The following is a 12,591-nucleotide window of genomic DNA, read 5'->3' as shown; positions in this document are numbered from 1 at the left end:
ACTCCCGTTATCGTTAGCGCAGTTATGGCTAATCTTGCCGTGACAAGGCATTTCCTTTGCGCGTTCTGTGAAGCGTGACGGTTTTTTTGGGCCTTCAATGGTTTTTAATGCATAAAAAACCGGAGCCGCTCATGAGCCGTAGTCAGAATTTACGTCATAACGTGATCAACCATATGCTGGAAAGCATTGCCCAGGGTCACATTCAGTCGCCCCTGCCGCCGCAGGCCGCCCTGGCTGAAATGTTTAATATCAGCCGCACTACGGTGCGGCATGCTCTGCGCTATCTGCACCAACGCGGCGTGCTGGAGAACGTAAAAGAGAGCTGGGTCATCGTGCGCGAGCCCGAAGAGCAAGACAGCCTCAGCGCCGTCACGCCAGCCATCGAGCAGCAGGCCAGCCAGGTCGAAAAACACTTTTTTGATATGATTAATCAGCGACTGCTGCAGCCCGGTGATACGTTCAGCGAACTGCAACTGGCAAAACAGGCCAATGTCAGCCCGGTAGCGGTACGGGAATTCCTGCTGCATTTTATGCGTTATAACCTGCTGGAACCGGTTAAACGCGGCCACTGGCAGATGAAAAAGTTTTCACAGGAGTACGCTGAAAAGTTATTTGAGCTGCGCGAGATGCTGGAAACTCATGCGCTTACCCGCTTTCTGAATTTGCCCAGAGAGGATGAACGCTGGATCCAGGCCAGAGATCTGCTGGATCGCCATCGATCGATGCGCGAAACGATCGCCAGCAACTATCGCCATTTTGCTGCCCTCGATAAAGAGCTGCACTGGCTGATCCTGTCTGCCGCCAACAACCCCTTTTTTAATCAGTCGCTGGAGATTATTTCAGTGATTTTTCATTCGCATTATCAGTGGGATGAAAGCGATCTTAAGCAGCGCAACATCGTCGCGCTGGAAGAGCATATGGCGATTCTGTCCGCCCTGATTGGCCGCCGGGATGTGGATGCGCTGTGCGCATTGCATAACCACCTGGCTACCGCCAAGCGCTCTATGGTACGGAGCATTAATCAGTACAATTAAAACCCGATTAAAAACCACAAAGCATTAGCTCCCGCACGATTTTGAAACAACTTTACAACATATCCTGTTCATTCCCCCTACTCTCAGCGCAACGTCCCGACGGCCTTGTACCGTCGGGCGACCGTAATACTCACCATAATGATGAATCGCCTGCCCAGGGAGATTGCCATGCAACACAGATCGGTTGTTGATCACGCGAAACCGTCCGACACGTCGCCCGATGAGGCCTTTGTGCCGTGGCGCAGTGATATCGTGCGCTCGCCGCGCATTCGTAAAGTCCAGATTACCGCCATGCTGCTGCTGCTGTTTGCTGCCGTCATTAACTACCTGGATCGCAGTTCGCTGTCTGTGGCCAACATGACCATTCGTAATGAAATGGGGCTGAGCGCCACTGAGATCGGCGTGCTGTTGTCTGCGTTTTCGCTGGCCTATGGGCTGGCGCAGTTGCCCGCCGGTGCGCTGCTGGACCGTAAAGGACCGCGTATCATGCTGGGCCTGGGAATGTTTATCTGGTCCCTGTTTCAGGCCGCGTCCGGACTGGTGCATAACTTTACGCAGTTTGTCCTGGTGCGAATTGGGCTCGGCATTGGTGAAGCCCCTATGAATCCGTGCGGGGTCAAGGTCATCAACGACTGGTTTAATATTAAAGATCGCGGTATGCCGATGGGGATGTTCAACGCCGCCTCGATGATTGGCTTATCCATCGCGCCGCCGATCCTGGCGGCCATGATGCTGGTTCTGGGCTGGCGCGGCATGTTTGTCACCATCGGGATTCTGGGTGTGTTTCTTGCCATCGGCTGGTACCTGATTTATCGCGACCGCGATAACACCACGCTGAGCGCAGAAGAGATTCACTACCTGCAGGCAGGCAGCGTGGCATCGCGTAAAGAGCCGATCAGCTTTCAAGAATGGCGCGGGCTGTTTAAACAACGCACCATGTGGGGCATGATGATTGGCTTCAGCGGCATCAACTATACCGCCTGGCTGTATATCGCCTGGCTGCCGGGCTATCTGCAATCCACCTATCATCTCGACCTGAAAAGCACGGGATTACTGGCGGCCATTCCCTTCCTGTTCGGTGCCGCAGGCATGCTGTTAAATGGCTATGTGGTTGATGCGCTGGTCAGACGCGGCTGGGATGCGGTAAAAACCCGTAAAGTCTGCATTGTCAGCGGTATGATTCTGTCTGCCGGGTTTACCGCTATCGTGACCCGCGCGACCGACACCACCAGCGCCGTGACGCTGATTGGGATGGCGCTGTTTTGCATCCACTTTGCCGGTACCTCCTGTTGGGGTTTGATTCATGCCAACGTTACCGCGCGTATGACGGCGTCCGTGGGCAGCATTCAAAACTTCGCCAGCTTTATCTTTGCCTCGTTTGCGCCGGTCGTGACCGGATGGGTGCTGGATACCACCAAATCATTCAGCCTGGCGCTGATGATTTGCGCCTGCGTCACCCTGGTTGGCGCCCTTGCGTACCTGCTGCTGGTGCGCAAACCCATCACGGACGGGGCCTGATATCCCGATTCAGGTCAGCGAATGGAGGGTCACGCCGTGGCGCGCACCGTAACGCTGAATGCCCGCAATCGCTTTATCAATACTGAGCGCCGGCGGCGCAGGCAGTCGCGGTGCGCGCTCCCGTAGCGCCGAATCGAACCGGGAAAAGGTGGCAAAATCGTGGGGGAAGCGCGTTTCATCTACCCCGACTAATGCGCCCTCTTCCCTGGCAAAGGCTAACAGCTGTTTCCAGCGATCGATGCCCGCCAGGCCAATGCTGTCGGTGCCGTGCGAATACAGCATCATATCGATATGGTTGAAAGGCGGCTGCTTTTCAAGAAAGCGCTGCAGCGCATCAGCCGACGGCACGGATGGAAACATCAGCCAGAACGGAATCGCGTGCTGCTGCATGCTGCACCAGGGATCCATGAGTAAAAAGCTGTCTACCGTCAGCCGGGCAGGCAATATGCCCGCCGCCAGATACCAGTCGCGATAAATTTCAGCGACCACGAAACTCAGCGCTTCGGGATGGTCGTAGCGAATCTCCATCAGCCGCCAGCGCTGGGCTTCTGCCAGCTTTTTCAGTGGCGAAATCAGGTAGCCATCCAGCCCCCATTCGGCTTCAGGGACGTGGTCGGTGATAGCAGGCGGTTCCCAGCGCGCCCGATCCACGCCTGCCCGCGCCAGATATTCCGCCACTCTCGCTCCCCCCTGCAAATACTCCTTTTCGGTTGCGCCGCCGGGGGCGCCAAACTGAAAGAAAGAGCGGTCACTGGTGCGCGTTACCGGCCACTGTCGCGTACAGTGATTAATGAACAGTGTTGAGCCCGCCGGTAAACCTCCCAGCAGAAACTCATTAAAGGCCAGCGGCATGTCGCGCAGCTTCAGGCGGAAATAGTGCATTTTTTCCAGCAGGAGGCGATCCTGACTCGGATCCTGCATGTGGTGCACGGCAAGCTTAGGCCAGGTCGCCAGCAGCGCTGCGGCCACAGCCTTGCCGTTTTCAAATTCGGACTGGGCGTCATCCGGATCGCTCTGCTGTACCCGCACCGGGCACAAAAACGTTTGCGGTAGCCACGGCGTTCCCATCGCCGCGGCCAGATGCACCATGGCACCGTTAGTGGCACCGACAAACGCAGCCGGATAATCGCGCTGCGGATAGGTACTGACCATCCATTCGGCGATGCCTTCGACGTCCAGTTCACTGGCCTGTTTGTGACTGATGCCCTCGGCCAGGCCACTGACCGCATAGCCCCACTCCCGCAGTCGGGTCGGTAACCGATCAAGCGAAGGCAGTAAGCGGTCTAACATGGGCGACTGGCCTGGACTGGCAAAAGGCCGATCGTGCAGCGCATTCGCTAAGGCCAACAGCATCGTGGCGGCTGAATCAAACCGGGCAATGCCCTTGGGAGGTTTACTCATGCTGGCTCTCCTGCTGAATACGCGCCAAAAAAGGTCGAATGGCGTGGCAGAAACTCCACGGATAGACATAGTGCAGCCGGTGCGTGCCGCCGCACAGGGTGATTTTTTCACTGTGCGGCAGCAGCCCCGCCAGCTCATCCAGCCAGCGCGCCGGGCAAACCGGATCGCGCGAGCCTCTCAGTAAAAGGGTTGGCGCGGTGAGATAGGTCAGATGGTGTTCGATAGGATCGTTCAGCATGGCGCGCAGGGTGCCAAAGGCTCGCGGCAAACCGGCTTTCGCCCAGTCAATTCGGGCCAGTGAGTCGGGCGATCGATGCGCTTCCATTCGGCTGTTACGCCAGCCTCGCCATATCTGACGAACCACGCTGCGCGCGTGGCGATCGGCGGTGGGCCCCTGTAATACCAGGCCTGCCACCGCTTCCGGGTATTTATCCGCCAAAGCCGCCAGTACCTGGCAGCCAAAAGCGCTCCCAACCCAGATCGCCCGCTGAAAACCGTTGTGCTGTAACCATTGCCACAGGATATCGGCCAGCGCTTTCACCGAAAGCACCGGTGCGGATGCGGGCAACGCACTGCCGCCAAAACCCGGCAGGTCGGGCACCAGGACGTGATAATCCCGTCCCAGCGCCAGTGCCAGTGATTCCATCGACCGCCCCGACATGACCAGGCCGTGTATCAGCACCACGGGCAACCCCTGAGGTTCGTCAGGCGTGACGCGGGTAAACATGCGCCAGTCACCGATCTGTTGATAATAACCCGCCAATCCCGCGTGATGACTGCGAGGTGAAACCGGCGGCGTTTGCTTCATTTGCTGCCAGCGTTTCGTGCCCCACATGACCGCCGCGACACCGAAGCCGATCCCGGCGGCAAGCGCCATGCCCTGCCGCTTTCTACACTGGATGGTACGCCTCATCAGCTGCTCCTGTTCCTGGGTATCCATTGAGTGTAGGACGGGAATGGCAGAGGCAGGCGGTTAATGCATTGGGTCAGGCAATGGTATGGCGCAGGCGGCCGATTTTTTCGATCTCAACCTCAACCACATCGCCACTGAACATGAACAGCGGCGGCGTGCGTTTTTTGCCCACGCCGCCCGGTGAACCCGTAATAATCACATCGCCTGGCGACAGCGGGCTAAAGGCGGAAACGTATTCAATAATCCTGGCGACCGGATGCACCATGCTGCCGGTGGTATCGTTTTGTACTTCCTGACCGTTCAGCACCGTTTTAATGGTCAACTGCTGCGGATCGGGGATCTCGTCGGCGGTAGTCATCCAGGGCCCGAAGCCTCCGGTTTGCGGCCAGTTTTTCCCTGCGGTAAACCAGGTAAACTGCATGTCGCGTACCGTCGCATCCATAAAGCAGCTGTACCCTGCCACCGCGCTCAGCGCCTCTTCCGCCTTAACCCGGTGCGCAGGCTGTCCGATGATCACCGCCAGTTCCCCCTCGTAATCAAACTCCTGGGTGGTGGTGGGTTTTTGCAACGGTTGCTCATGGCCGACCAGGGAGTCAGCAAAGCGTACAAATAACGTGGGCGCATCTAGCGTGGCGGCGAATTCCTGGCGTTTATCGGCATAGTTCATGCCCACGCAAAACACTTTACCAGGCTGCTCGATAACGGGCAGAAACTGCACAGTTGACCAAACATGATCGGCGGGCATCGCCTCAAAAGCAGTCAGGTCGGCCAGCGACGAGCGCGTCAGGAAGGTTTTTAAATCGGGGCAGGCTTTTCCCAGGCGCATACCGACATCCACTACGCCCTGAGCCTTAACGATACCAAAGCTTTTCTTCCCCTGTTCAGGAAGGTAAAAACTGCATAGCTGCATGACCGCCTCATGATGATTACGGGTTATAACCGCATGTTTTACATGAAATTGGCGCGCAGAGTAGCAAAAATAGCGATGAAAATCGTACCGCGTTTGGCACATCGGATGTCCAGATGTATCACGTTGTGTCAACAGGAGGATATCAGGAAGGTCACGCAGAGAAGGTTGTCGTTATAACAGGGGACAATCAAAAGGGGGCGAGATGACGAGTGATAATCACCGGTCAATCCCTGACCGCGACTATCGAGGGTATTCGGTGGGCGCTTAGTTCAGCGCGCCTGGCGGTACGTGTTTAAAGGTTTCGACATAAGCGTGGAACACGTACTTAAAAAAACGTTTCATACATTATCCGGTTAAAAATTTGTTGAATATCTACAGCAAAAGTATAGCGCCTGCTGTTTAAAGCATCAATAAATTTTGAACCAGATCACAAAACTCACTTTTAACTGCGTTACTGAAACAGGGCCAGGTGCTCTGCAAGAATGGTTGACCCAATAGCAATCAGGACCAGGCCGCCCAGCACTTCAGCCCATTTGCCCAACACCGGTCCGATAAAACGCCCAATCAGCACGCCAGTGGTGGCCATTACGGTGGTTGCAGCACCGATAGTCAGGGCCGTGGTCACGATGTTTACCTGCAGGAACGCCAGTCCAACCCCGACAGCCAGGGCATCAAGACTGGTTGCGACCGCCGTGGTGGCCAGTACCATGAAGCCGTGACTCTGCGGTGCTTCACAGGGCTCCGTGGCTGTTTTGCGGAAGCCTTCCATCATCATACGCGCGCCCAGAAAGGCCAGCAGGAAAAAGGCAATCCAGTGATCCCATGCCGCTACGTACTGGCTGGCCGCCAGGCCCAGCGCCCAACCGATAAGTGGCGTCAGGGCTTCGATACAACCGAAAATCAGACCGGTCCGCACGGCTTCCTTCAGGCCAGGACGATGCAAGGTTGCACCTTTGCCCAGTGCGGCGGCAAACGCGTCCATTGACATTCCAAAAGCGAGAATAAGCGTGGCAATAAAGGTCATGATTCGTTCACTTGGGATGAAAAAGCACGGCTTCATGCTAAATCCATCACACAATTTGCTCGGTTATTTAAAAAGTGCGCGCAGTCTATCACGCGATAATCGATATAAAAAGACAATAAAATCAGGGATTTAAGTATAGCAAAGGCTATAACTCATAACAGTCGCTATGAATGCCGCTAAGTTAATGTCATTTAAGCCTTTTCTCGACAGCTTTCCTCCGGGAATGACAGGTTGCGGCAGAGCATGATTGAACCTCTGCACGGAATACCGGAAAATGTCCGGCTGATAAACAGAGAACACTGCTCATGAATAACCCTTTTGAGTCCTTAATCCTTCCCGGTGGCATTTTACTGCTGGGCTTTCTGTCTGCCCTGCTGCTACCCGCACCAGCTTTTAGCCTGACGGTGGCGCAGCATTTGCAGCAGTTGTTTCATTTACAGGATCTGAGCCAGCTGTACACCCTGGTGTTCTGCCTGTGGTTCCTGGTGCTGGGCGCGCTGGAGTTTTTTGTTATCCGCTTTGTCTGGCGTCGCTGGTTCAAGGTGTGACAACGCTGTCCTGAAACGCGGCCAGGATACAGGGCTGCCGGGCGGTGGGCCCTGGCCGGTTTTCTGTTCTGAAGAAAATCTTAAAATTGCGCTGTCACGCGTATTTGCTGAGGCTTGGCAACCGTGCTGGCATCCTGCATGGGGCCACTTCCGAGGTCACAAAAATGTAACATTTGTTTTACACAAATGGGTCAGCTACACCAGTGATTAAAAATTCACCTCAAAGAATAAAATTAAATAAACGTCATTTTTCATAAGTTTAAATTATTCCTTCCCTTATGTGACATTTTCACCCTGCACCATAAAGAGGCAATCTCGCAACATCAATCTTAACTTAACTCACTGAGTTAAAAGAAAAATCCCCCTTATGCCCAGCCCGAAATTATGATTACTTCTTATGCTGAATCATTTCTGCATTTAAAAAATAAACAAATGTTTAAATCCGATACGAGAATGTTATATTTGAGCAACAAAGCATAACGATGAGTTAACTCGTTATCGTCGCTTTAACCCATACCTGAGTCTTAACCCGGAAATAGCGCAACGCGCTCATCAGAAGCGTGACTATTTCGCCTGCAACGCTGTTGAGCTTCAGGTCAACAGAAGAGGAGATGTCGCCTCATGTGCAAATCAGCTGTAAATCTTGCGCTCATGATGAGTGTTAGCGGAAAGGACACCACCAGGGCGCAGGAGCGTAAAGACGTTGATGTACTGCTTATTGGCGCAGGCGTCATGAGTGCTACGTTAGGAACCTGGCTTCAGGATCTGGAACCTGACTGGTCCATCGAAATGGTGGAGCGACTGGGGCACGTAGCGGAAGAGTCTTCAAATGGCTGGAACAACGCGGGTACAGGCCATGCGGCGCTGGCCGAGTTGAACTATACGCCTCAGCGAGCCGATGGCAGTATCGATATCGCCAAAGCCGTTGCGATTAACGAGTCATTCCAGATTTCTCGCCAGTTCTGGGCCTATCACGTTCAGAAAGGCAACCTGCATACGCCGAAAAGCTTTATTCACAGTACTCCGCACATGAGCTTTGTCTGGGGCGATGATAATGTCGCGTTCCTGCGTAAGCGCTTTACTGCCTTACAGAAAAGCACGCTGTTCCGCGGCATGGCTTACTCTGAAGATCCGCAACAAATCGCACAGTGGATTCCGCTGGTCATGAAAGGCCGTGCGTCGAATCAGAAAGTGGCTGCAACCTGGACAGACATGGGCACCGACGTCGATTTCGGTGAAGTGACGCGCCAGCTGATTGCTTCGCTGGAGCAAAAAGCCAACTTCCGCTTACGGATGCATCAGGAAGTGCGCGAGATTACCCGCCTTAATGATGGCCGCTGGCAGGTGACGCTCGTCTGCATGAAAGAGGGTACACGTCGCACGTTGACGGCTGGAAAGATCTTTATTGGCGCGGGCGGTGCGGCGCTGCCGCTGCTGCAGAAGGCCGGCATTCCGGAAGCCAACGGCTATGCGGGCTTCCCGGTTGGCGGTTCCTTCCTGGTCACCGAAAATCCAGACGTCGTGAAACAGCACATGGCGAAAGTCTATGGCAAAGCCAGCGTGGGCGCGCCACCGATGTCCGTGCCCCATGTCGATACGCGTGTGCTGAACGGCAAGCAGGTGCTGCTGTTTGGTCCCTTTGCGACCTTCTCGACCAAATTCCTGAAGCAGGGCTCGCTGCTGGATATGTTTGCCTCACTCAACAGCACCAACGTAATGCCCATGATCAAGGTCGGACTGAAAAGCTTTGATCTGGTGAAATACCTGATGGATCAGGTGCTGCAAAGTGACCGCGATCGTATGGATGCACTGCGTGCTTATGTGCCACAGGCGAAACAGGAAGACTGGCGCCTGGTGACGGCCGGGCAGCGCGTGCAAATCATCAAAAAAGATGAGAAAGAAGGCGCAGTGCTGCGTTTAGGCACGGAAGTGGTGTCGTCCGCAGACGGATCTGTCTCTGCGTTGCTGGGTGCCTCGCCTGGTGCCTCGACCGCAGCGCCGATTATGCTGGAGCTGCTGCATAAGGTCTATCCGGAACAGATGGCGTCGCCGGAGTGGCAAAATAAAATCCGTGCCGTGGTGCCGTCCTGGGGCCGTAAGCTGAATGGCGATGTGGCGCTGACTGAAAAAGTACTGGCAGAAACCAGCCGTATCCTGCAGCTCAAATACACGCCGGTTACGCCAGTGGCTGCCAACGATGAAGGCCGTGAAACCGCCTATGTCATAGGCAAATAATCCACGGCAGCGCGCAAAACATCATCGCCACGTGCGCATTTGTGGCGATGATGTGCCGGAAATCCAGAACGAAACGTCGCCCTTGACGACCGCGTCAGGCCCACCAGACTAGAGAAGCCTGAAGGCATCGACCAGCATCCAGATCGTGGTCGCCACCAGCGACAGCGCCATCAGGCTGTTAAACAGCTGGCGCTTCCAGTTGATTTGCAGGTGACCGCGCAGGCGATCACCCAGTGCAGCCCACAATAAAATGCACGGCAGATTGAGCAACATAAAAGCCCCCATCACGGTCAGCACGCCACTGCTGGCGCTGTAGAGCAGTGCCACGTTGCTGGCCATTAACCAGGCTTTTGGATTGATAGCCTGAAAACAGGCCCCACCCACCAGGGTCATGGGCTGCGGCTTTGCTCGCGCTTCGGGGGCATTCGCCCGAAATATTTTCCATGACAGCCACAACAAATAACCACATCCCACCAGCGTCAGCGGCAGACGTACAGATGCCATCCAGTGCAGCAGGACTTCCAGCGCCAGCCCCGCAATGGCGGTTTGTAGCGCACAGCCAATCAAAATGCCAAACATCATGGGTAACGTCCGGCGCATACCAAAGTTAACACCGGAAGTGGCGAGCAACAGATTATTTGGCCCCGGTGTAATCGACATCACGGTGACATAACTAAAAAAGGAAGGATCGAGCATAGTGGCGTTCCTGATGAATGAGAGAACACCATGCTACGATCAGAAAAGCCATGGCAACAGAGACAAGAAATCGCTATTTTGATGGGTACAATCAGCACTGATTCCAACTGTACCTGTTATCTACGGAGGCAATTGTGTCCCCTGAAACTCAGTCCGAGCACAGGCTTTATCAGCAACTGGCCGACAGCTTTGCCGAGGCCATTCACAAGGGCACGCTAAAACCGGGCAAGCGCTTACCCGCCATCCGGCGCGTTGCTCAGTCACATCAGGTCAGCGTGAACACCGTGCTGAATGCCTGGCAGCTGCTGGAGAATCGCGGTCTGATTGAGGCGCGCCCGCAATCGGGCTACTACGTGCGCGGCGTGCTGCCAGTGGTAACGCGAGATGCCCAGCACTCTGCCCGGGTGGTTCGCGATCCAGGCAACGAGAAGCTGGACTTGATTGATAAGGTTTTCGCCGCACAAAATCATCCGGATTACACCAATATTTCGCTGGCCTGTCCGCAGGACAGTGATCTGTTTCCGTCAGCCAGACTGGCGCGCATTACGGCCTCTCTGCTACGTCGCGATCCACAACTCATTGGTCGCTACGCGCTTCCGCCGGGTAGTGAGCGCTTACGGGAGGAGATTGCGCGACGTGCCCTGCATAGTGGCCAGTCGCTCGCGGCCGATGAGATCACCCTTACCCATGGCTGCATGGAGGCACTTCAGCTGGCACTCAGGGCGGTGACCCGGCCAGGTGATTGTGTCGGTCTGGAATCCCCCACCTATTTCTTCCTGTTTCCCCTGCTGGCATCGTTGGGCCTGAAGGCACTGGAGATTCCTACCGATCCTCAGCGCGGCCTCTCGCTGGATGCACTTGAGATGCTGCTCCAGGAAAAGCGTATTCAGGCGCTGGTTGCCATGCCCTCTGCGCAGAACCCGCTGGGCTTTGGAATGTCGTTGCCCGACAAGAAAAGGCTCGCAGAGTTAGTGAACACTTACAACGTTCCATTGATTGAGGACGGGCTTTACGATGAGTTGCAGTTTGACTGGCCGCTGTCCCCTACGGTGAAGTCATTCGATCAGCATGGCTGGGTGCTCTACTGCACCAGTTTCACGAAAACCGTGGCGCCCGATTTTCGCATCGGCTGGATTGCAGCCGGCCGCTTTCATGATGCCATTGCACGCCTTAAAGCCGTGTCATCCATGGCGGAATCGGCCCTGCTGTCTGAAACGCTGGCAGAATTTCTTGCCAACGGAGGCTACGACCACCATCTGCGCAGCCTGCGCCGTAGCTATGCCAGTAATCTGGATGAAGCGCGCGGTTTGATTGCGCAGCATTTTCCTCAGGGTACCCGGGCTACGTTACCGCGCGGCGGCTTCGTTTTTTGGGTCGAACTGCCCGGCAATGTGAATACCACAGAGATGTTTAGCCGTCTGTTGAAAGAGCAGATTTGTGTCACGCCAGGTGCACTGTATTCGCTGAGCGAGCGCTATAACCATGCATTGCGCCTCTCATGCTGCTATCCGTTTGATCAGCGTTATGTCAGCGCGATCATCCGTGCGGGGGCGGTAGCCTGCGAACTCGCTGGCCTGCCGCCGGGCCAGGATCAGGGCGTGCCATTACGTCCCCAAATGGTATAGCCATGCCGTTCAGTGAGGCGTTCGTAGTAGGTCCGCACGGCCGGTAAATCAGGATGGTCAAGCGGCGTTTCAAACCAGCGGTTAACGGCCAGCCCAATAGGGATGTCCGCCAGACTGAAGTTACGCCCGGCAACATAGCGACCGGTATGTTCGAGCTGCTGATTGAGAATACCCATGGTGTGGGACCAGCCTTTGCAGGCAGCGGCCAGCAGTCTTGGGTCCTGATGGGCGGGCGAATTACGCACCAGTGACATAAATGCATAGCGCCATGAGGTATTAAGTTCCGTCGACTGCCAGTCCATCCACTGATCCACCGGCGCACGCGCACGTGGATTGTCGGGATAGAGCCAGTCGCCACCGTAGGCGGTGACCAGATAGCGTAGAATGGCGTTGGACTCCCACATCGTCAGGTCTTCATCAATCAACACTGGGATCATGGCGTTAGGATTCAGCGCGATAAATTCAGGAGAGTGCGTGGATTTGTACCCTTCTCCCCACTCTTCACGTTCGTAGAGCAGGTCCAGTTCGTCACACAGCCAGAGTACTTTGCGCACGTTGATTGAGGAGGCGCGTCCAAGAATTTTTAACATAGCAGGCTCCATCCAGTTGCTTAACTTATTCATAGCCCTGTTAACTGACATAAGCAATTGCCGGAGCATGAAAAAACATCTTTACCTCATTCACAAG

Annotated in this window: 11 protein-coding genes; 5 read left to right on the top strand and 6 right to left on the bottom strand. The window is 55.2% G+C overall.

From position 1 onward, the window contains the following. Positions 1-131 precede the first annotated feature (131 nt). Together GKC68_RS01745 and GKC68_RS01740 are read left to right on the top strand one after the other, a co-directional pair. Positions 132-1,034 (top strand): GntR family transcriptional regulator, encoded by a 903-nt coding sequence (locus GKC68_RS01745; protein WP_064365800.1) that lies wholly within the window; start codon positions 132-134, stop codon positions 1,032-1,034. Between the two features lie 168 nt (positions 1,035-1,202). Next, positions 1,203-2,552, top strand: coding sequence for an MFS transporter (locus GKC68_RS01740; protein WP_342656534.1), 1,350 nt, complete (start codon positions 1,203-1,205; stop codon positions 2,550-2,552). Between the two features lie 9 nt (positions 2,553-2,561). Here GKC68_RS01740 and GKC68_RS01735 read toward each other — a convergent pair whose 3' ends face one another. From GKC68_RS01735 to mntP, 4 genes are all read right to left on the bottom strand, one after another. Continuing rightward, positions 2,562-3,953: a hypothetical protein gene (locus GKC68_RS01735; protein WP_110957271.1), complete on the bottom strand. Its 1,392-nt coding sequence runs from the start codon at positions 3,951-3,953 to the stop codon at positions 2,562-2,564. Continuing rightward, entirely contained in the window at positions 3,946-4,893 is a 948-nt protein-coding gene (locus GKC68_RS01730; RefSeq protein WP_342656533.1) for an alpha/beta fold hydrolase, read from the bottom strand. Before GKC68_RS01730 ends, GKC68_RS01735 begins: the two co-directional genes overlap by 8 nt. Before the next feature lie 46 nt (positions 4,894-4,939). Next, the gene (locus GKC68_RS01725) at positions 4,940-5,776 is read right to left on the bottom strand and encodes a fumarylacetoacetate hydrolase family protein (protein WP_342656532.1); all 837 of its coding nucleotides are present in this window, start codon (positions 5,774-5,776) and stop codon (positions 4,940-4,942) included. 451 nt (positions 5,777-6,227) lie between these two features. Beyond that, positions 6,228-6,800, bottom strand: a complete 573-nt coding sequence (mntP, locus tag GKC68_RS01720) for a manganese efflux pump MntP (protein WP_024472222.1) — start codon at positions 6,798-6,800, stop codon at positions 6,228-6,230. A gap of 305 nt (positions 6,801-7,105) precedes the next feature. Here mntP and GKC68_RS01715 point away from each other — a divergent pair, with 305 nt between their 5' ends. Then, positions 7,106-7,348 carry a DUF1158 family protein gene (locus tag GKC68_RS01715; RefSeq protein ID WP_013027643.1) on the top strand — a complete coding sequence of 81 codons (243 nt, stop codon included), beginning with the start codon at positions 7,106-7,108 and terminating at the stop codon, positions 7,346-7,348. A gap of 621 nt (positions 7,349-7,969) precedes the next feature. Continuing rightward, positions 7,970-9,583: a malate dehydrogenase (quinone) gene (gene mqo / locus GKC68_RS01710; RefSeq protein WP_028724505.1), complete on the top strand. Its 1,614-nt coding sequence runs from the start codon at positions 7,970-7,972 to the stop codon at positions 9,581-9,583. A gap of 108 nt (positions 9,584-9,691) precedes the next feature. Here mqo and GKC68_RS01705 read toward each other — a convergent pair whose 3' ends face one another. Then, a complete protein-coding gene (locus GKC68_RS01705) occupies positions 9,692-10,279 on the bottom strand; it encodes a LysE family translocator (protein WP_028724506.1) in 588 nt (195 codons plus the stop codon). 134 nt (positions 10,280-10,413) lie between these two features. Between GKC68_RS01705 and GKC68_RS01700 the strand changes: the two genes are divergently transcribed. Beyond that, positions 10,414-11,904: a PLP-dependent aminotransferase family protein gene (locus GKC68_RS01700; RefSeq protein ID WP_047713864.1), complete on the top strand. Its 1,491-nt coding sequence runs from the start codon at positions 10,414-10,416 to the stop codon at positions 11,902-11,904. On the opposite strand, the gene GKC68_RS01695 is transcribed toward GKC68_RS01700, so the two are convergent. Continuing rightward, a complete protein-coding gene (locus GKC68_RS01695) occupies positions 11,871-12,494 on the bottom strand; it encodes a glutathione S-transferase (RefSeq protein WP_342656531.1) in 624 nt (207 codons plus the stop codon). The genes GKC68_RS01700 and GKC68_RS01695 overlap by 34 nt on opposite strands. Positions 12,495-12,591: the final 97 nt, after the last annotated feature.

It is taken from the genome of Pantoea sp. RSPAM1 (genome assembly GCF_038816185.1).
Classification (GTDB): domain Bacteria; phylum Pseudomonadota; class Gammaproteobacteria; order Enterobacterales; family Enterobacteriaceae; genus Pantoea; species Pantoea ananatis.
This window is presented reverse-complemented; position numbering and strand designations above follow the sequence as displayed.